17 protein-coding genes and 1 tRNA gene are annotated in these 19,421 nt (G+C 40.8%); 13 read left to right on the top strand and 5 right to left on the bottom strand.

Annotation, left to right across the window (positions count from 1 at the left end):
* Positions 1–235: 235 nt before the first annotated feature.
* The gene (locus tag BP74_RS02780; RefSeq protein WP_496370845.1) at positions 236–2,686 is read left to right on the top strand and encodes an outer membrane beta-barrel protein; all 2,451 of its coding nucleotides are present in this window, start codon (positions 236–238) and stop codon (positions 2,684–2,686) included.
* Positions 2,687–2,714: 28 nt separating this feature from the next.
* Here the strand turns inward: BP74_RS02780 and BP74_RS02775 are convergent, their stop codons facing one another.
* Entirely contained in the window at positions 2,715–3,155 is a 441-nt protein-coding gene (locus tag BP74_RS02775) for a DUF2314 domain-containing protein (protein WP_496370843.1), read from the bottom strand.
* Between the two features lie 331 nt (positions 3,156–3,486).
* Here BP74_RS02775 and BP74_RS02770 point away from each other — a divergent pair.
* Both BP74_RS02770 and BP74_RS02765 read left to right on the top strand, forming a co-directional pair.
* Positions 3,487–3,561: transfer RNA gene (locus tag BP74_RS02770), tRNA-Val, on the top strand.
* 35 nt (positions 3,562–3,596) lie between these two features.
* A complete protein-coding gene (locus tag BP74_RS02765) occupies positions 3,597–3,860 on the top strand; it encodes a GIY-YIG nuclease family protein (protein WP_496370841.1) in 264 nt (87 codons plus the stop codon).
* Between the two features lie 183 nt (positions 3,861–4,043).
* Here the strand turns inward: BP74_RS02765 and BP74_RS02760 are convergent, their stop codons facing one another.
* Positions 4,044–4,487 carry an SRPBCC family protein gene (locus tag BP74_RS02760; protein WP_496370839.1) on the bottom strand — a complete coding sequence of 148 codons (444 nt, stop codon included), beginning with the start codon at positions 4,485–4,487 and terminating at the stop codon, positions 4,044–4,046.
* A 244-nt stretch (positions 4,488–4,731) separates the two neighbouring features.
* Between BP74_RS02760 and BP74_RS02755 the strand changes: the two genes are divergently transcribed.
* The 9 genes from BP74_RS02755 to BP74_RS02715 all read left to right on the top strand — a co-directional run bounded on the left by BP74_RS02755 (position 4,732) and on the right by BP74_RS02715 (position 15,007).
* Positions 4,732–6,066: a sigma-54-dependent transcriptional regulator gene (locus BP74_RS02755; RefSeq protein ID WP_496370837.1), complete on the top strand. Its 1,335-nt coding sequence runs from the start codon at positions 4,732–4,734 to the stop codon at positions 6,064–6,066.
* A 184-nt stretch (positions 6,067–6,250) separates the two neighbouring features.
* A complete protein-coding gene (locus tag BP74_RS02750; RefSeq protein WP_496370835.1) occupies positions 6,251–6,394 on the top strand; it encodes a hypothetical protein in 144 nt (47 codons plus the stop codon).
* A gap of 150 nt (positions 6,395–6,544) precedes the next feature.
* A complete protein-coding gene (gene kdpF, locus BP74_RS02745) occupies positions 6,545–6,625 on the top strand; it encodes a K(+)-transporting ATPase subunit F (RefSeq protein WP_496371242.1) in 81 nt (26 codons plus the stop codon).
* 13 nt (positions 6,626–6,638) lie between these two features.
* Entirely contained in the window at positions 6,639–8,357 is a 1,719-nt protein-coding gene (gene kdpA / locus BP74_RS02740) for a potassium-transporting ATPase subunit KdpA (protein ID WP_496370833.1), read from the top strand.
* 11 nt (positions 8,358–8,368) lie between these two features.
* Positions 8,369–10,417, top strand: a complete 2,049-nt coding sequence (gene kdpB / locus BP74_RS02735; protein ID WP_496370831.1) for a potassium-transporting ATPase subunit KdpB — start codon at positions 8,369–8,371, stop codon at positions 10,415–10,417.
* Positions 10,418–10,430: 13 nt separating this feature from the next.
* Entirely contained in the window at positions 10,431–10,985 is a 555-nt protein-coding gene (locus tag BP74_RS02730) for a K(+)-transporting ATPase subunit C (protein ID WP_496370829.1), read from the top strand.
* A gap of 106 nt (positions 10,986–11,091) precedes the next feature.
* Positions 11,092–12,186 (top strand): porin, encoded by a 1,095-nt coding sequence (locus BP74_RS02725; RefSeq protein WP_496370827.1) that lies wholly within the window; start codon positions 11,092–11,094, stop codon positions 12,184–12,186.
* Positions 12,186–13,322 (top strand): sensor protein KdpD, encoded by a 1,137-nt coding sequence (locus BP74_RS02720; protein WP_496370825.1) that lies wholly within the window; start codon positions 12,186–12,188, stop codon positions 13,320–13,322. Before BP74_RS02725 ends, BP74_RS02720 begins: the two co-directional genes overlap by 1 nt.
* Positions 13,322–15,007, top strand: a complete 1,686-nt coding sequence (locus tag BP74_RS02715; RefSeq protein WP_496370823.1) for a sensor histidine kinase — start codon at positions 13,322–13,324, stop codon at positions 15,005–15,007. Before BP74_RS02720 ends, BP74_RS02715 begins: the two co-directional genes overlap by 1 nt.
* Before the next feature lie 88 nt (positions 15,008–15,095).
* Here BP74_RS02715 and BP74_RS02710 read toward each other — a convergent pair whose 3' ends face one another.
* Positions 15,096–15,521 carry a hypothetical protein gene (locus BP74_RS02710; RefSeq protein WP_496370821.1) on the bottom strand — a complete coding sequence of 142 codons (426 nt, stop codon included), beginning with the start codon at positions 15,519–15,521 and terminating at the stop codon, positions 15,096–15,098.
* A gap of 322 nt (positions 15,522–15,843) precedes the next feature.
* Here BP74_RS02710 and BP74_RS02705 point away from each other — a divergent pair, with 322 nt between their 5' ends.
* Positions 15,844–16,299 (top strand): hypothetical protein, encoded by a 456-nt coding sequence (locus BP74_RS02705; RefSeq protein WP_496370819.1) that lies wholly within the window; start codon positions 15,844–15,846, stop codon positions 16,297–16,299.
* Positions 16,300–16,406: 107 nt separating this feature from the next.
* Here BP74_RS02705 and BP74_RS02700 read toward each other — a convergent pair whose 3' ends face one another.
* The gene (locus BP74_RS02700; protein WP_496370817.1) at positions 16,407–16,943 is read right to left on the bottom strand and encodes a pyridoxamine 5'-phosphate oxidase family protein; all 537 of its coding nucleotides are present in this window, start codon (positions 16,941–16,943) and stop codon (positions 16,407–16,409) included.
* A gap of 380 nt (positions 16,944–17,323) precedes the next feature.
* Positions 17,324–19,300 carry a KUP/HAK/KT family potassium transporter gene (locus tag BP74_RS02695; protein WP_496370815.1) on the bottom strand — a complete coding sequence of 659 codons (1,977 nt, stop codon included), beginning with the start codon at positions 19,298–19,300 and terminating at the stop codon, positions 17,324–17,326.
* Positions 19,301–19,421: the final 121 nt, after the last annotated feature.

Below are 19,421 nucleotides of genomic sequence, written 5' to 3'. Positions count from 1 at the left end.
GCAGTCAAGCCATCGCTCACATTCACTTACCGCTCACAGTAAACAGGCGTCATTTGTAATAATTTTTTAAACCCCCGTTGAAATGTTTCTATTTTTGTCCTGATACCTCCCTTTGTAACACCCAATCTACTCTACGATTCTGATCCTCTCTACGTAAAGATCCCGTTCCACCCCGATCCTTTCTCTATTTAATTGTCCTGGTTGATTGCTTTTTAACCATTTAAAGGGATACCGTATGTCTCAGGATAAGTTATGCCAACTGCTGCAACGCTTTCTGATCTGTTCATTGACAATTTTTATTGTAAGCCGCAATGCAGAGGCTCAATCTATTATTAAAGGCGTTGTGGTAGATGCCAACCAAAAACCGATGCCGAATGCAAGTGTTTTATTGACCAGTAGCTCGGATTCTGCATTAATCAAAGGATCACTTACAGATAAAACTGGCATGTTCCTGTTTGCTAATGTCCCTCCAGGCAAATACCGGGTCATGTCAACAGGCGTAGGGTATAAGCCAGTATATACAGATTCTTTTGAGTACGACAGTAAAAAAGAAGTGCAATTGCCATTCATCCGGCTTGCCGAAAAGCAGGCAGACCTGCAGGCAGTAACTGTTACCGCTAAAAAGCCATTATTCGAGCAAAAAATGGACAGGATGGTCATCAATGTGGCTTCCAGCATCACGGGTGTAGGAAGCACAGCGTTGGATGTACTGGAACGATCACCAGGCATTACGGTTGACCGCCAAAATAATGCTCTTTCCATGAACGGCAAGGATGGGGTGGTGGTCATGATCAATGATAAGATCAGTCGCATGCCCATGGCTGCATTGGTACAGCTATTGGCAGGCATGAGTGCAGGCAATATTGAAAAAATAGAACTCATTACCACCCCGCCTTCCAAATATGATGCGGAAGGTAATGCGGGATATATCAATATCGTGCTGAAAGAAAACACCCTCTTTGGCACCAATGGGTCTTATACTGCCACCGTAGGTTATGGCAATGGTCTTTCCTTTTCGCCCAGTATAAATTTCAATCACCGCACGCTCAAGACCAATTTCTTCGGAGATGTTTCTTTTTCAAGGACCGCTGTTGACCAGGAGTTTTCCTTCTACAGGAAGGTAGATAAACAGGGCACCCAGGTGGAAAGCGATATTGTTTCTACAAGGGACCCGCTGGTTTATTTTACCAATCTAAGATTGGGGATGGATTACCAGGTGAATAAAAAGATGGTAGCCGGTGTATTATTTTCCGCTTTCGACCGCCAGTGGACCATGGATGCTAATAATCTATCCAAAATTTTCCTGGATCATATGCTGGATACAATTGTAAGAATAAAAAACAAGGAGGTACATAACCTGCGCAACTATGGTTTTAATGGAAACATAGTGTACAATTTCAGCGATCGCGAAAAGATCAGTTTTGACGCTGATTATATATTCTATAAAGATGATAATCCGGTTGATTATAATAATTATTATTTCAATGGCAATGACATGCCCCTGTTTGATCAGTTAACGAAAAGCGGTAAGGAAACACCGATTAAATTCTGGGTCAGTAATGCTGATTATTCGATGAAACTGGGAAGAAAAGTGGACCTGGAAGCTGGCGTCAAAGGAACTGTCTCCCGGTTTAAAAACAATGTATCTGTACAAAATTACCAGCAGGGGTCATGGATAAAGGATCCGGAGCTAACCGCCAACTATAACCTGGAAGAATCCATTTTCGCAGGTTATGCCTCTGTGGGAATCTCATTGAATGAAAAAAATACCATGAAGCTGGGCATGCGTTATGAACGTACCAATTCAACCCTTAATACCGAAGTGCAAAAAGGTATTGTTGACAGGCACTATGGCAATTTCTTTCCTACGGCTTTTTACTCCCATAAGATCAACGATAAAAATTCATTTAACCTGTCTTATAGCCGGCGTATCACCAGGCCAACATTCAATGATATGGCCCCCTTTGTCATCTTTGTAGACCCTAATACTTTGTTCTCTGGTAATCCTGGTTTGCAACCCGCCATTTCCAATGATTTCAAAACTGATTACCTGTTTAAGAGTTTCGTGCTTTCCTTTCAGTACACAGTGGAGCAGGATCCTATAACTAACTTTTCTCCCAAGGTAGATCCTGTTACCAATAAGCAAACACTGGCAGCTGAGAACCAGGACAACCGCAAGACCTTTAATATCATTGTATCGCTCCCCATACGGATTACCAAATGGTGGAATATGCAAAACAATTTATTTGCAACTTCCCAGGAACTCAATGCTATCTATAAAGGCGATCCGCTGGTGTTGAAGCAAAAAACATTCTTTGGCCGCAGCACGCAGACTTTCCGCTTGCCAAAGGATTTTTCTATGGAAGTTTCGGGCTTTTTCCGTTCACCCGGGTTGTTTGGTATTTACAAATCCAATTCATTTGGAGTGCTGGATCTGGGGGTACAGAAAAAGTTCAGTAAAATGCGCTCATCTCTTCGCCTTGCCTATGATAATGTGTTGAACAGCCTGAAGTTCAAGCCAAGTATTGACCTGCCCGATCAAAACCTGGTAGTCAGGGCAAAGTTGCAGTTCAGTTACCCAACCATCCGGCTCACCTGGTCACAGAATTTCGGGAATGATAAATTAAAAGGAAAAAGAAATCACTCTTCAGGAGATGATGCCAGGGAAAGGGTGCAGGTAAATTAAAGTAAAGCATTCAATATTAGCTATGGCCTTATTTCTTATAGTATCTTTCTATGAAGTCGCCATATATGATTGAATCATTTTTATAGATAATCCAATCATTGATATCGTGCTTTTTGATATTGAACTCGTGTCCCAATTTGAGCCTGGTAACATAGGTGGGCGTATTATTTAAAACCGCTTTAAAAGAACTGCCATCAAAATCAACAATATATGACCACATGTATTCAATTTTTCCAGCTTGTTTAAAAGTGGAGTTGATCATATAACTGTAGCTGGTATCATTTGAATGCTGCTGGTAATGCTGTACAAAAAAATCAATACTGTCCTTTGCCTTGAAAATCGTTTTTTGATAGAGAAAATCATCATCGGCGATATCATATGAGGTTCCTGCTTGTTCAGAAGAAGCTTTGGTATTATCGCATGAAGATATAGTAAGTGATAGGGTGCAAATCAGAACCAGGTATTTCATTGTAAGAATGTTAAAACCCGCCGGTATTGAAATGGTTATAATAGGCTATTCCATTTTTTAATCGGCCAGTTTTGGTTGTATAAAAGGTTCGTAAGGTAGAAAACGTAAAGGAAAAATAAAATATGGTTACAGGTATTTTTGAGTTTAAAATGATGGGCTGACGTACTTTGGGAGATTTTAAAAGAAATAATTCAAAAAAATTTTTTAGAAAAAGGCTCAGCCCTTATCTTCGCACTCCCAAAACAAAAAAGGGAGTTTAGCTCAGCTGGTTCAGAGCATTCCGCTTCAATGCGGAAGGGTCGACGGTTCGGTAAAAGATCTCACAAATATTGGGAGTTTAGCTCAGCTGGTTCAGAGCATCTGCCTTACAAGCAGAGGGTCGGCGGTTCGAACCCGTCAACTCCCACAACAATAACCTCAGTAAAACACTGAGGTTTTTTTATGCCTTTTTACACCTACATATTGTATTCGCTGACCAGGGGTCGATACTATATTGGTCATACTGGAGAAGAGCTTCAGGAACGATTGCGTAAACACAATTCAAACCATAAAGGCTTTACTGGTAAAATCGGAGATTGGGAGATAGTTTACAAGGAGATTTTAGATAACAAAGAGTTGGCCTACAAACGAGAAAGGGAAATAAAAGCATGGAAGAGCAAAATAAAAATTCAAAGGCTTATAGCTGGTTCAAAGCATTCCGCTTAAAGGCGGCAGGGGCGGCGGTTTCCCGCAACATGCGGGATCAACTCCCACAATATTAACCTCAGTAAAAAACTGAGGTTTTTTTATGCCTTTTTGCGCCTACATGTTGCATTCACCAACCTTAGGTCGTTAAGGTATTGGTCTTACAGAAGATAACCTTCAGAAGGGTTTCACACTTCAGCAAGTTTAAGCGTTAACAAATTTTTCCTCCACTACTTTTTTTAACCCATTTAGAACCTTATTCCAATTCTCCTCAGAATGCGCTTTCATCTTTTCATCAGGAATATTTTCCTGGAGAACAGTAAGCTTGACATTTTGGTTTTCCCCTGATAATTGATAAGTGACAATTACATAATTCTCTGGTTTGTCTTCAATGCCAGACATAGAACTCCAATAATCATATTTCAGTAACTTATTTTTTTGAATGTCCAGGATGGTCCCTTTGTCTCTGTAAGACTTTCCTTCCCATTCTCCTTCGAATTTGATTGGATGACCAACCTTCCAATCCGTTATCGTATTTGTGCCAAAGAAATATTTCTTAATTATTCCAGGATCAGTTAATGCCTCCCAAACATTGGAGATGGGTGCATGAATATGAATGCTGGCCTGTGCTTTTATAGTACTTTTCATAACCGTTTTTTATAAAGGCTTGCTCAAAATCCGGACCCAATTGCAGATTGTTAAACTAAAATTTTGAGTACTTCGCACAACAATCTGTTTGACAATTAGTAGCAGGGGAAAGAACGATTAGCATTATTGTGAAGTCAGAATGCGGCTGAATGTAAACGGAACTATATAGGAAAATGCCAGGCGTATGACTGTGTTAAGTTAAAATCTTCTTTGTAAAAACGTTCTGTATAGCTTTGTTTATTGAATGGGTAAGAATATATTAATAATAGATGATGAAGAAGGTCTTAGAAAACTTTTAGGCCGAATCATTGGTTTGGAAGGGTTTGCTGTCAGTGAAGCTGGGACTCTTCAAGCTGGTTTTGAAACATTAAAAAGGAAAGAAATTGATGTGATCCTTTGTGATGTCAAACTTCCTGATGGCAATGGAGTTGACTTTGTAAAACAAATAAAAACTCAATATCCGCTTACCGAGATTGTTTTACTGACTGCCTATGGCAATTTGCCAGATGGCGTTCAGGCAATTAAAAACGGAGCTTTTGACTACATCACTAAAGGAAATGACAATGATCGCATACTGCCTTTATTATATCAGGCTTTGAATAAAGTAACGATCCAAAAAGCAAATGCCATAAAGATTAAGGAAAAAGGCACTTACAATTTCAATGACATTATCGGAAACAGTCCTCTTATAAAAGATGCTATATCCTTGGCAAATAAAATTGCCCCCTCTGATGCTACTGTTCTTCTTCTAGGTGAAACAGGTACCGGAAAAGAGGTTTTTGCCAATGCCATTCATTCAGCAAGCAAGCGTTACCTAAAACCATTTATTGCGATCAACTGCAGCGCTTTTACCAGGGAATTACTCGAAGGAGAACTTTTTGGACACAAGGCTGGAGCTTACACCGGTGCAACCAAAGATAAAAAAGGATTAATTGAGCTGGCAAATGATGGTACACTATTCCTTGATGAAATTGGTGAAATGGATTATGAGCTGCAAGCAAAGTTATTGAGGGTTTTAGAGAATGGTGAATTCATCAAATTGGGAGATATAAAAACAACCAGGGTAAATGTCCGCATTATTGCCGCAACAAATCGGGATCTCGAGAAAAGCGTTGCTATGGGAACATTCAGGGAAGATTTATACTATCGCATTAATGTATTCAGCATTGTGCTTCCGGCATTGAGAGATCGGTCGGAAGACATCCTTTTACTTGCCAATCATTTTTTGTTCACATTTGGCACTAAAGCACATAAGCCCTTATTACACCTTGGAAAAGAAGCTTTATCATTATTATTACAACATCCCTGGAAAGGTAATATCCGTGAACTTCGGAATGTAATGGAAAGAGCAGTGGTGTTAACAGACGGTAATACTATATTGCCGGAACATCTCCCTTACGAAATTCAAAAGCACAATACTAATAACGCCTCTAGCCTGACATTGGCATCTGTAGAAAAAAAACATATTGAAAAGGTGCTGATCTATACTAAAGGAAATAAGACCAAGGCTGCAGAGTGCCTGGATATAGGGCTTACAACGCTATACCGTAAAATGGAAGAATATGGCATTCCTAAATAATACAACCCTTCCATTTTGATAATTCACCCTTTCATTTTGAAAGGGTTTTTTATTTCCTTTCCTTTTCTCCAATTGTTTAGAAACAGTATAAATGCTTACCTGGCATGACTTACACCCTGCCTTACTCAAAGCAAAAAAGATAGGCATCCCGTTTGGCATTTGCCTATAAACAAAATTTTCCAAAATGTTGAAGGACAAAAATATAAGGCCTAATCTCTATGGTGATGAAGCGCCGGGTGTAAAAGATTTTTTAATTGTGCTTCTTATAGTTGCAGTGCTTATTGCTTTTGCCTGGATGGCATATTATAAGTTCGGTTGGTTGCATTAATCCCGTTTGATGGTTAACGATATAAATATTCTCATACCTGTATTAAAAATAAAATAAGAAACATGTTGACAATTCTGTTACTCCTGGCCGGGCTTCTTTGCTTCTGGCTGTTTTTTAAATCCATTGATTTTTTTGAAAAAATGTAAAGCCATGATGAATGCACTCTTTATTCTCTCGATCCTGGTGTTTATATACCTGGTGTATGTATTAATCAAACCCGAAAAATTCTAACTAAAACAAACGTATGAATAACGAACTCCCAGGCGTTGTCATTACTTATGGGTTGACCGTTTTGCTGGCCATTCCCTTAGGCATTTACATCGCCAATGTATTCAAAGGCAAACCAAGCGCCATGGGATTTATGGCTCCTGTAGAAAGAGCTATTTACCGCTTTTGCGGTGTCAATCCCAGTGAGCCAATGAACTGGCAACAGTTTTTAAAAGCCATGCTTACCATAAACCTTGTATGGTTTGTATATGCGTTTTTTATGTTGCTGTTACAGGACAAGTTCCCGCTCAAACCAGATGGTAATCCTGCCATGTCAGCCGACCTGTCTTTCAATACAGCCATTTCCTTTTTGGTGAACTGTAACCTGCAGCACTATTCAGGTGAAACAGGATTGACCTACCTTACTCAACTCGCTGTAATCACCTTCCTGCAATTTGTAAGTGCAGCCACAGGTATTGCCTGCCTGGTGGGTGTTATGAATGGGTTCAAAGAAAAAACTTCGAATAACCTTGGTAATTTCTTTGAGATTTTCACCAAAACAATTACAAGAATATTATTGCCCATCAGTATAGTGATTGCCATCATCTTGGTATTTAACGGAACGCCTGCCTCTTTTAAAGGCAAGGATAGTTTTGTTTCCCTGCAGGGCGATACGGTTCATGTTAGTCGGGGCCCGGCTGCGGGTATGATCGCCATTAAGCATTTGGGAACAAATGGTGGTGGATGGTTTGGCGCCAACTCGGCACATCCGCTGGAGAACCCCAATTATTTTACCAACTCAGTTGAACTGATCGCACAGGTGGTCCTTCCCATAGCCATGCTTTTCGCGTTGGGCATCTATATCCGGAATAAAAAATTTGCCTACGTGGTTTTTGGCATCATGACACTCGGGATGCTTTGTCTTGTTGTTCCTACCATCATCAGTGAATTGAATGGCAACCCTGCCATAGCAAAAATGGGTATTAGCCAGGCAACCGGAGCCATGGAAGGAAAGGAAGTCAGGTTTGGTCCTGCCATTTCTGCTTATTGGAGTACTGTGACAACCATCATTTCCACTGGCTCGGTGAACAGCATGCATGATAGTACGATGCCGTTGACAGGTTTGTGGCAATTACTGGGAATGATGATCAATTCATTTTACGGGGGATGTGGTGTAGGATTTTTGAACTACTTTATCTACATCATTATTGCTGTCTTTATTTCCGGCCTGATGGTGGGCCGTACACCGGAGTTTATGGGTCACAAAGTGGAGGCAAGAGAGATCAAGATCGCTGCCTTTGTAACCATATTCCTGAATTTTTTAATCAAAGCCGGAACAGCCCTGGCAGCGTATTATGTGGTGCATCACTCCGATATTGCCTGGAGCGTCAAACCTTCGGCATGGCTCAATAACCCCGGCTATCATGGATTTACAGAAATGTTGTATGAATACACTTCTTCCACCGCCAATAACGGAAGTGGTTTTGAAGGTCTCGGTGATAACAATGTCTTCTGGAATGTTACGACAGGTTTTGCTTTGATCACTGCCCGGTACTTACCCATTATTGGTCCGGTGGCCATAGTAGGTCTTTTGGCCAACAAAAAATACATTCCCGAATCTGCAGGAACACTGAGAACCGACTCGTGGACATTTGGTGTCATGACCTTTGCTGTCATCATCATCATTACTGCCCTGTCATTTTTCCCTGCGCTAACCCTCGGACCCCTTGCAGAATATTTCAGCATGAATTACTAAGAATGATTAAAATGAAACACAAGAAAAAAATATCCATGTTTGCTCCCGAACTGGTACTGCCAGCCCTGAAGCAATCTTTTATAAAACTCGATCCACGGATGATGTTCCGGAATCCCGTAATGTTTACAGTGGAAATCGGAACGGTGGTGATGCTCTTCGTCACCATCTATTCCTTCACTGTTCAGGATCCAACCATTGGCCGTTTCGGCTATAATATCGCCATTTTCATTGTACTCTTCCTTACTTTACTGTTTGCCAATTTTGCAGAGGGTTTGGCCGAAGCAAGGGGAAAAGCACAAGCGGAAAGTTTACGCAAGACAAGAGAAGAAACACCTGCCAAAAGAGTTCCATCCCTGGAAAATATTTACGCTGATAACATCGAAATGATATCATCTTCTCAACTAAAGCTGAACGATCTTTTTGTGTGCGAAGCAGGAGATGTAATTCCTATGGATGGGGAGATTGTCAAAGGCATTGCCACCATAGATGAAAGCGCCATCACAGGCGAATCAGCTCCAGTCATTCGTGAAGTTGGTGGAGATAAATCTTCCGTTACAGGAGGAACCAAGGTGCTCTCAGACCATATCGTTGTTAAAGTAACCACACAGCCTGGCGAAACATTTTTAGATAAAATGATAGCATTAGTGGAGGGTGCCACAAGACAGAAAACGCCAAATGAGATTGCATTAACCATTTTACTGGCAGCTTTCACGTTGGTGTTCATCATCGTTTGTGTAACCTTGAAACCCTTTGCCGATTATGCAAACACACCCATATCAATTGCAGCATTTATTTCACTTTTCGTTTGCCTGGTACCCACAACGATCGGTGGCTTATTAAGTGCCATCGGTATTGCCGGGATGGACAGGGCACTAAGGGCCAATGTGATCTCTAAAAGTGGTAAGGCGGTAGAAACGGCTGGTGATGTGGATGTCTTGCTGCTCGATAAAACAGGAACTATCACCATTGGTAACCGCAAGGCCACCAATTTTTATCCAACCGACAGCATTGGTGAAAAAGAGTTCATGGAATATGCAGTTTTGAGTTCCCTGGCTGATGAAACACCTGAAGGAAAATCCATCGTGGAACTGGCCAAAACAAAAGGCGTTACCCAAACCAAAGAATTGGGGATGGAATTTATTCAGTTCACTGCCGAAACAAGGAGTAGCGGTGTGAATACATCCAACCTGAAGATCCGGAAAGGTGCTTTTGATTCCATTAAAAACATGGTGACGAAAGCTAATAACCTGGTGCCTGCGCAAACAACTGACAGGGTAAAACTAATTGCAGAAAATGGAGGAACGCCACTGGTGGTTTCAGTAAATAATGAAGTGAAAGGTGTAATTGAGTTGCAGGACATCATCAAACCCGGCATACAGGAACGTTTTCAACGGCTGCGGAAAATGGGCGTAAAAACAGTAATGGTTACCGGCGACAATCCGCTTACAGCAAAATACATAGCGGCAAAAGCTGGCGTAGATGATTTTATTGCCGAAGCAAAACCGGAAGATAAAATGAACTATATCAAGGCAGAACAACAAAGTGGGAAGCTGGTAGCCATGATGGGTGATGGAACAAACGATGCTCCGGCTCTTGCACAGGCCGATGTGGGCGTGGCCATGAACAGCGGAACACAGGCGGCTAAAGAAGCTGGCAACATGGTCGACCTGGATAATGATCCCACCAAACTGATTGAAGTGGTGGAAATTGGAAAGCAGTTGTTGATCACCAGAGGTACGATCACCACCTTCTCTATTGCCAACGATGTGGCTAAATATTTTGCCATCGTTCCGGCATTGTTCATCACCTCTATTCCAGCATTACAGGCATTGAATATTATGCACCTAACCAGCCCTGAAAGTGCCATATTATCCGCCGTTATTTTTAACGCCATCATCATTCCATTACTGATTCCTCTTTCCTTACGCGGCGTTGCCTACCGGCCGATCGGTGCTTCTGCACTTTTGCGCAGGAATCTATTGATCTATGGCGTTGGTGGAGTGGTCGCTCCTTTTATCGGCATCAAACTCATTGATCTTTTGCTGGGATTATTCATGTAAAAAACAACTGGTAATGAAAAAGAATTTATTGATATCACTAAAACTCACACTTGTTATGATCCTTCTTTGTTCGGTGCTTTATCCCCTGCTGGTTTCTGTTGCAGGGAAGGCCGCACCAGGCGGCGGTGATGGAGAAAAACTGGTGGTGAATGGAAAGGTGGTTGGCTATGCCAACATCGGTCAAAAATTTACAGAGGATAAATATTTCTGGGGCCGTCCATCGGCTGTTGATTATAATGCCGCAGGATCGGCAGGCAGTAACAAAGGTCCTTCCAATCCTGGTTATTTAAAAACTGTACAGGATAGGATAGATACATTTTTAGTACACAATCCCGGTGTCTCTAAAGAACAAATTCCTGCTGAAATGGTAACTGCTTCAGGTAGTGGATTAGACCCTCATATTTCTCCTGCATCGGCGTATATACAGGTAGCACGGGTAGCAAAAACAAGGGGACTTGATGAATCGAAAGTGAAAGATTTAGTTGACAAAATGGTTGACGTCAACCCCGTAGGCCCCGATGTAGTCAATGTATTACAACTAAATGTGGCTCTAGATGCTTTGAAATAAACAATGGAAATAAATCAAACAAGCGGGTTGCATACAAGTGTGCTACGCAACCGGGGGTAAATAGAAACAAGTTGTCGAATAAAAGTCGGACCTTAAAGATAATCAAATGAAAAGAACAATGATGAGTGCGGCCATGCTCCTTAGCCTGGCTGCCAGTGCACAGGACACTACATCAAACACGCAACCACAATCATCAGGTGCATTAAATTTTAATGGTTTTGTCGAAGGTTATTATAGTTACGATTTAAACCAACCGAAAAACAATAAGAAACCTGCCTTTTTATACAGTCATAACCGGCACAATGAGTTTACTATTAACCTGGCTTTTGTACGGGGAAGCTATACTAAAGAAAGAGGAAGAGCCAACCTAGCCGTGGCGGTGGGCACGTATATGAATGCCAACTATGCAGCTGAACCGGGAGTGCTGAAAAACATCTATGAAGCCGATGCCGGCTATAAGTTAAATCGGAATAAAAACTTGTGGTTCGACATTGGTATTATGCCTTCGCATATTGGATTTGAAACAGCCCATTCTCCCAGTTGCTGGACCTTAACCCGCAGCCTTGGAGCAGATAACTCTCCTTATTTTGAAAGCGGTGCTAAACTTACCTACACAACCAACAATGGTAAATGGGTCTTGAGTGCCATGGCCCTGAACGGGTGGCAACGCATACAGCGGTTGGATGGAAACTCCTTAATGAGTTGGGGAACACAGGTTTATTTTAAACCATCTGGAAAAGTTTTACTGAACTACAGTACATTTTTAGGCACCGACAAACCCGATACCGCAAGGCTGTGGCGGAACTTTCATGATATGTATGGTATTTTCCAAATCACTGATAAAATTGGATTCATAGCCGGTTTTGATATTGGAATGGAGCAAAAAACAATGAACGGCAAAGACTGTTATACCTGGTATACACCCATTGGAATATTGCGGTATACACCTGACAACAAATGGGCCGTAGCTTTACGTATCGAATATTACAGCGACGAACATGGTGTGATCATTGGCACTGGAACGCAAAACGGATTTAAAACCATAGGGGGTTCTACAAATGTGGATTATCTGCCCATGAAAAATGTAGCTCTCAGGCTCGAAGCAAGGCATCTGGATAGCAAGGATGCAATTTTTGCAAAAGAAGGAACAGCAAAAAATAAGAATACTGCCATAACTTTTTCCACTGCTATTAGTTTTTAATGAAAGAAGATCTTAAATATACCGCCGAAGAATGGTTGAAACGGGTGCAACGCAACGAGTCGCAAAAAGGCAAGCTCAAAATTTACATCGGGATGAGTGCCGGTGTAGGTAAAACTTACCGTATGCTCCAGGAGGCACATCAACTGATGCAGGATGGCATAAATGTCCGAATAGGCTATGTTGAAACGCATGGGAGAAAGGAGACGGAAGCGTTAATTGAAGGGCTTCCGATTATTCCAAGAAGAGAGGTTTTTTATAAGGGGAAAAGACTGGAGGAGCTGGATGTACAAGCAATATTATTATTGCATCCGCAGGTAGTCCTGATTGATGAATTGGCCCATACCAATATTCCCGGGAGTAAAAATGAAAAACGTTGGCAGGATGTGTTGGAGGTACTGGAAGCTGGCATTGATGTGATATCTGCAGTAAACATCCAACACATAGAGAGTATTAATGAAGATGTAAAAGAAATAACCGGCATTGAAGTAAAAGAAAGAGTGCCGGATAAGATACTGCAATTAGCAGATGAAGTTGTGAATATTGACTTGCCCGCAAATGAATTGATTCGCCGGTTGAGGGAAGGGAAAATTTACGACCATACTAAGGTTCAACAAGCTCTGGCAAATTTTTTTCAACCCGAAAAGATTTTGCAGTTGCGGGAACTTGCATTAAAAGAAGTAGCTGGCCAGGTTGAAAGAAAAGTAGATTATGAGATCACAGCAAAGACAAAGCCATTCAGGCATGAACGGTTTCTGGCCTGCATATCCAGCAACCATGAAATTGCCCAACGCATTATTCGTAAAACTGCCAGGCTGGCTTCATATTATAACAGCCAATGGTATGTCCTGTATGTACAGACGCCAAAAGAAAGCTCACATAAAATTGGCCTGGCAGAACAAAGACATTTAATCAATAACTTTAAGAACTCCACTCAACTAGGGGCGGAATTAATTCAGAAAAAAGCGGAAAATATTGCAAGTGCAATTATTGAAACAATAGAAGAAAAAAGTATAACTACAGTATGCCTTGGAAAGCCGCATTTAACACTTTGGCAAATAATTTTAAAAACTGGCGTATTTAATCAACTATTGAAAACACTTTCCAAAAACGACGTTGACTTAATTATTTTATCCTGATGCAAAGCGTAAAAAATAAAATTCGCCTGGGAACGATCTTTCTTTTTCTGCTCGTCCTGGCTTCAGGTGGCTTCAGTATATATTTCCTCACCCAATTAAAAAGTCAATCTCAAAACGTTTTAAAATCCAATTATGAAACCATTCAATTCTGCCACAATATGCAGAAAGCATTGGACAGTATTAAGGATAATAAAAAAAACTTTATTGATTCTTTTGATGCTGAATTAAAAAAACAGGAAACAAATATTACTGAACCAGGAGAAACAGAAGCAACAGGGAATCTTCACCTTTCCTTTAATAAATTAAAATCAGGAAATACAACTAAATTAAATTATGATCAGATCAGCTATCAACTTCAACATATCCTGTTGCTCAATATGGTAGCTATCAAAAATAAAAACGATAAGGCTGAAAAATCTGTGACAGATGCAATGTCTCTTCTTATTACGGTTGTCGCTATAATTTTACTGGTTGGATTTAGTTTTGCGTATAATTTTCCTAACATCCTAACAAATCCAATCCGGAAATTGACACAAGCCATACAGGAAATTGGCCAAAAAAACTATTCACACCGCATTCACATAGATTCAAAGGATGAATTTGGAGAGCTGGCCAGGGCATTTAATGAAATGGCGGAACGACTTGAATATTTTGAAAATAGCAACCTTAACAGGTTGATGTTTGAAAAAAGCCGTGCCGAAGCAGTTATAAACAGTCTGAAAGATGCCAGCATCGGCATAGACAAGGATAACAAAGTATTGTTTGCAAACGAACAAGCCTTGCAATTGTTGGGTTTAAGGGCAGATGAAACGGTAGGCAAATTAACAGAGGATGTTAAGAAACGAAATGATTTGTTTCAGTTTTTACTGGATAATGAAGGAAAAAATCCATTTAAAATTGTCGTTGATGGAAGAGAAAATTACTATGTGAAAGAAACTATAGACGTGGTTCAGGGTGAGGCTTCCAATAAAGTGATCGTTCTCAAAAATATTACATCCTTTAAAGAGTTGGACGCTGCTAAAACCGATTTCATAGCTACAATTTCCCATGAATTAAAAACTCCTTTGGCTTCTTCGGATTTTAGCCTGAAACTTTTGGAAGATGAAAGAATTGGTAGACAGGAACAAAAAGAATTAGTAACTCAGTTGAAGAAGGACAATCAACGAATGCTTCGGATTTTGAGTGAGCTTTTAAACATGTCGCAGGTAGAAGCTGGGAAGATACAACTCGATATTCAATCTGCTAATCCCTTCCAGATCATTAAAAATTCCACAAACGCAGTGTATTCAGCAGCAAAAGAAAAGGATATTAATATTGTAGCGGAGACTAAACCAGGCTTGCCTAATATCAAAGCTGATTTAGATAAAATAAGCTGGGTACTGAATAATTTTCTAACAAATGCAATTAAATATGCACCTGCTGGCAGTACTATTACGATAGATTGCCATAAAATAGATGACCTGATTTCATTTTCCGTAATAGATAAGGGCCCAGGAATTGATGAAGCCTACTTAGGCCGCATTTTTGAACGTTATTTTCAGGTACCCGCCCGATCAGATAAAAAAGGCTCAGGTATCGGGCTTGCTATATGTAAAGAATTCATAGAGGCTATGAAGGGACATGTTTGGGTCAAAAGTCAAATTGGTGAGGGGAGTACTTTTGGGTTTGATATTCCGGTTTATTAAAGATTAATGACCATGATATATGGACAAAAGCCAGACTTTAGCCTGGCTTTACATAATTACTGAAATAACGCAGATGATCGGAGTATTTTTACATTATTCTTTCATTTTCATCCCGCAATAAAAGATGCATGCAAAAAGCACCAATGGCCATCACAATATCCCTGACGGCAATATCAAAATATTGACCAGTTAACAATAAATTGATTGCTATGGCAAATAGCCAGCAACTCACGATTATACTTCCAAGCCTGGGCCTGGTCAATACAATGATTCCAGCTACTATTTCTATAATCCCTACAATACTCATGAAAGTATGAGGCTGCAATGGAATGATCCTGGTTACTACAGGTGACAGGTATTGGTCCCAATTGGTCAATATATCAGTGAATTTATCTGCTCCTGCCACTATAGGTACCAGCCCATAGGTCCATTTTAAAATGGTTCTTACCTTTTCAATATTACTGATGGCCCGGGCACCCGTTTCATGGGCATAGTTTGCTGTGATCGTTGACATAATTTGTGGTTTTTGTAAAATAGAGCAGTCAAGTGATCAATTGGTTACAGCATTTCAACAAAAAAATGGGCGGTCGTGTTTTAAATGGTCAACAGTAGGGTTTGAATGAGTAAAATGATTGACATATAAACTAACTGATCTGTGTTTTTTTCACTATATAATGGTAGCTTTAATGATTAAAGATTTTACCTCCTGTTGGAAATGTAATCTCCTGTCCATTACTCTGTTTCAGTGCATATCAAACCTACCACAGTCCTGCAACTATGAACCAATTTTCCTTTCCATTGTGAACTCCATTTTCTAACAATTAAACTTTTTTACAATGAAAAGAACATTAGTTTCTGCATCATTCATTGCAGTAGCCCTGCTTTCTTTAACTAGTTTAAGCAGCTTTAATAAAAGAATGGATCAAAAGCCAAGTCAACAATTGTCCATCCAACAAGGCGGGAATGCGCCGGTCACTATCCATACTTCTATTACGGGGGTTCAACCTGACGGAACAACCTATACCGGGACTGTTTCTATTATTGGTGCCATCAGTCAAACCGGGACCTTTGTAATGCAAACGGAAGCCCTGGGCATGGCCTTACACTGTAACCTGGTGCTTGAACTTCCGGATGGTACACTCACGATACGCATGAATTGCAACATGGGTACCTTGAATGGACGCTGGAAAATTTTATCTGGTACAGGTGCCTATGAAAATGTAAAAGGAGAAGGATCACTGGTGATGCCGGTGCCTGAAGAAATTATGATAGGTGTTGTTTCCGGTACCTGAGAAATTATTGAAAAACAAGGTTATACATCTGTACAATGATCATTACTATTTACCGGGTATGAATTACATAATCATGAGTTTTATACCCGGTAAATAGTTCTAGGATATTAAGGTTTCAGCCTGCCTTCAATGGAATCATCCATAGTTTTACCCAGCACGGCGCCTGCTGCCATTTTCATTAATGCCACCGCATTGCCATGTTTATTGTCCCAATAATAGCCTTCATTGACCTTTACATGAATAACCGTGATTCTCGGATCATTCTCACCTTCAGTGAACCATGTCTTTAAAATGGGTTCCCATAGTTCTTTGATGAGTTCTTTATCCCTGTTAATAGAAGCCTCACCATACAGGCTTAAAAAATCGGAATGCGCCGAACCCTGGAACAATAAATGAACTTTGCTATCTGTTTCAATTTCCTTGTTTTTATAGCTGTCGGAAGCACTTAAAAACCAGAAGTTCCCGCTATCATCCATTTTCTGCACCGACATAGGTCTAACGGTTAAAGGTTTGCCTGCCCTTATATCCGTACAGAAAAAACAGGTATTACTTTTCCCTGCCAGTTCCTTTATTTTTTTACCCGCATTCGAAGCCTGCAGGTCTTCATGATTTTTTTCCTCTTGCTGTTGATTGATACTGTCCATTGGTTATAATTTTTAATGAATAGGAAATACATTCAAAGGGTAGTACTTCACCATTTAAAATATTATACCAATTACCATTAACTATTAGGTAAAATCTATGGTTTTACAAACGGGTAGGTATGTTGTTGAGGCTTTAGAAAGGCAAAAGATGTAAACCTTATACAAAGCAGGGAAATACTATATCCTGGTTTTTGCATTTTACAATCAGTTTGTTTGGAGCTATGCCAGGAAATATTGAGCAGGTTGAACCGTTTCCCCAAAAAATTATGTTTTACCTGTGAAGAAAGATCCTGAATTTGACCACTACGAGGTACACTAGGGCCAGTGCTATCAACCAGGAAAGCAAAACAAAAAACAGGTCTTTTATTTTTTGTTTGGAGTTAACCATATTGCTTTTCTACTCTCTTCAATTTCAGGTTACTAACTGGTGATACGATCAATGGAAACTTTTCTACTGTCACACTGCCGGGATCCAGTCCAAAACCCCGTTCTTCGGAAAGGCTGATGGCCTTGATCCAGAAATGCAGCTTCATGATCATTCTTTCCAGTATAGGCAGGTCATTATCCTGGCTGAGGTATTTTTCCAAAACAATAAATTGAAAATCACCCGCCACTTTGTCTTTCTCCAGGCTATCGTAACGGCTGATCACATTGACCTCTTTATTGGCCACCAGGTCTTCTACCACTTTTCTAAACAGCAGGTTAATACGAGGTTGCACCCTGAAGCCCAACCGGAACTCCACCCTGATGATGTCATTGGGAATAATGTGGTCCACTTTATATTCAGCCGTATAAGGATCATCTACTGTATCAACGTGAATCAACCAATAGATATCCGCCCGCTTGGGTTTTTTATTGAGAATGGAATAAATGATCTTATGTTCTATTTCTCTTGGATTATCGGCACTGGTCAGGTACACCAGGTGTGTAGCATATTTAATCACCGACCTGTCATTGCTTAATTCCTGTATTTTAGGAATGTAATGATCCAGCCTGACAAATTCAATATACCTGTTTTTAATCCTGCGGGCCCTGAACCAGTTGTACATGACCATGAAGAGCAGACCTCCAACCAATACGGTAACATAACCGCCGTGCGGGAATTTATCCATGTTCGCATACAGGAAACTCACTTCGATGGTCAGGTACACCAACAGGTATAAATACACAAGCAGGCTCCTGGTGCGTCGTATGACCAGGTAGTTGGAAAACAGGATGGAAGTGGCTATCATGGTAATGGTGATGGCCAGCCCATATGCCGCCTCCATATTGGATGCTTTTTGAAAATGGAGCACGATGCCAATACATCCCAGGTAGATCAGCAGGTTCACTGCCGGTACATATAATTGTCCCTTGGCCTCCGTAGGATAGCTGATTTTCAGTTTGGGCCATAGGTTGAGACGCATGGCCTCACTGACAAGTGTAAACGAACCAGATATCAACGCCTGGCTGGCAATGATGGTGGCTGCCGTGGCAATGGCAATGCCGAAATACAAAAACCAGTCTGGCATCACCCCATAAAAAGGATTAAAGCCACCCTCTATCATGTCCGATGAAATCCGCTCTCCCGCATGGTGTGAAAGCAACCAGGCACCCTGGCCCAGGTAATTGATCACCAGGCAGGTTTTTACAAAGATCCAGGAGTACCGGATATTCCATTTGCCACAGTGCCCCAGGTCAGAATACAATGCTTCGGCACCTGTAGTGCACAGGAATACACCCCCTAAAATGTAAAACCCCTTGGGATAGGTCATTAATAACCTGATACCATAATAGGGATTGAAGGCCTTGAATACGGTTAACTGGTCCATGAAATGAAATGCGCCCAATGTGGCCAGCATTAGGAACCAGACAGTCATGATGGGCCCAAAGAAGCGCCCGATAAAGGCAGTGCCAAATTGTTGTATAAAAAAAAGCACTGATAAAATGCCAATGACGATATAGATGATGGTCCACTGGGTGATATGACCCAATGATGGAATCTGCTTGAGTCCTTCAATGGCGGAGGTCACCGAAATAGGAGGAGTGATCATACCATCTGCCAGCAATGCTGCTCCCCCCATCATAGCCGGTATCACCAGCCATTTCTTCCTTCGGCGCACCAGGGCGAATAAAGAAAATATCCCGCCTTCACCCCGGTTGTCCGCCTGTAAGGTGAGAATGACGTATTTGACCGTTGTTTGTAAGGTTAGTGTCCAGATAATGAGTGATAAAGATCCTATTACCAGGTTTTCAGTAATGGTCTTTCCGCTGATAATGGCATTCAGTACGTACAGAGGGGAGGTACCAATATCACCATAAATGATCCCAAGTGCAATTAAAAATCCTGCCAGCGAAACCCTGTTGTGTGAAGACATTCAAAAATATTCAAGGGATCAAAACTATAGTGATGCACCGGATATTCAGGTATATTGGGGCTGGTTGCCATCAAATCTTTATAAAATCTTTACACTCTTTTTTAATCATTTTCTATCCTGC

The sequence above is a fragment of the Flavisolibacter ginsengiterrae DSM 18136 genome (assembly GCF_059568575.1).
Note: the sequence above shows the minus strand (reverse complement) of the source record. Positions and strands in the feature narration are given on the sequence as shown.

What these genes read in the sequence shown, in the direction of transcription:
- BP74_RS02780 (WP_496370845.1), top strand. Translation starts at nt 236, where the DNA reads ATGTCTCAGGATAAGTTATGCCAACTGCTGCAACGCTTTCTGATCTGT.
- BP74_RS02775 (WP_496370843.1), bottom strand. Translation starts at nt 3,155, where the DNA reads ATGAAATACCTGGTTCTGATTTGCACCCTATCACTTACTATATCTTCA.
- BP74_RS02765 (WP_496370841.1), top strand. Translation starts at nt 3,597, where the DNA reads ATGCCTTTTTACACCTACATATTGTATTCGCTGACCAGGGGTCGATAC.
- BP74_RS02760 (WP_496370839.1), bottom strand. Translation starts at nt 4,487, where the DNA reads ATGAAAAGTACTATAAAAGCACAGGCCAGCATTCATATTCATGCACCC.
- BP74_RS02755 (WP_496370837.1), top strand. Translation starts at nt 4,732, where the DNA reads ATGGGTAAGAATATATTAATAATAGATGATGAAGAAGGTCTTAGAAAA.
- BP74_RS02750 (WP_496370835.1), top strand. Translation starts at nt 6,251, where the DNA reads ATGTTGAAGGACAAAAATATAAGGCCTAATCTCTATGGTGATGAAGCG.
- kdpF (WP_496371242.1), top strand. Translation starts at nt 6,545, where the DNA reads ATGATGAATGCACTCTTTATTCTCTCGATCCTGGTGTTTATATACCTG.
- kdpA (WP_496370833.1), top strand. Translation starts at nt 6,639, where the DNA reads ATGAATAACGAACTCCCAGGCGTTGTCATTACTTATGGGTTGACCGTT.
- kdpB (WP_496370831.1), top strand. Translation starts at nt 8,369, where the DNA reads ATGAAACACAAGAAAAAAATATCCATGTTTGCTCCCGAACTGGTACTG.
- BP74_RS02730 (WP_496370829.1), top strand. Translation starts at nt 10,431, where the DNA reads ATGAAAAAGAATTTATTGATATCACTAAAACTCACACTTGTTATGATC.
- BP74_RS02725 (WP_496370827.1), top strand. Translation starts at nt 11,092, where the DNA reads ATGAAAAGAACAATGATGAGTGCGGCCATGCTCCTTAGCCTGGCTGCC.
- BP74_RS02720 (WP_496370825.1), top strand. Translation starts at nt 12,186, where the DNA reads ATGAAAGAAGATCTTAAATATACCGCCGAAGAATGGTTGAAACGGGTG.
- BP74_RS02715 (WP_496370823.1), top strand. Translation starts at nt 13,322, where the DNA reads ATGCAAAGCGTAAAAAATAAAATTCGCCTGGGAACGATCTTTCTTTTT.
- BP74_RS02710 (WP_496370821.1), bottom strand. Translation starts at nt 15,521, where the DNA reads ATGTCAACGATCACAGCAAACTATGCCCATGAAACGGGTGCCCGGGCC.
- BP74_RS02705 (WP_496370819.1), top strand. Translation starts at nt 15,844, where the DNA reads ATGAAAAGAACATTAGTTTCTGCATCATTCATTGCAGTAGCCCTGCTT.
- BP74_RS02700 (WP_496370817.1), bottom strand. Translation starts at nt 16,943, where the DNA reads ATGGACAGTATCAATCAACAGCAAGAGGAAAAAAATCATGAAGACCTG.
- BP74_RS02695 (WP_496370815.1), bottom strand. Translation starts at nt 19,300, where the DNA reads ATGTCTTCACACAACAGGGTTTCGCTGGCAGGATTTTTAATTGCACTT.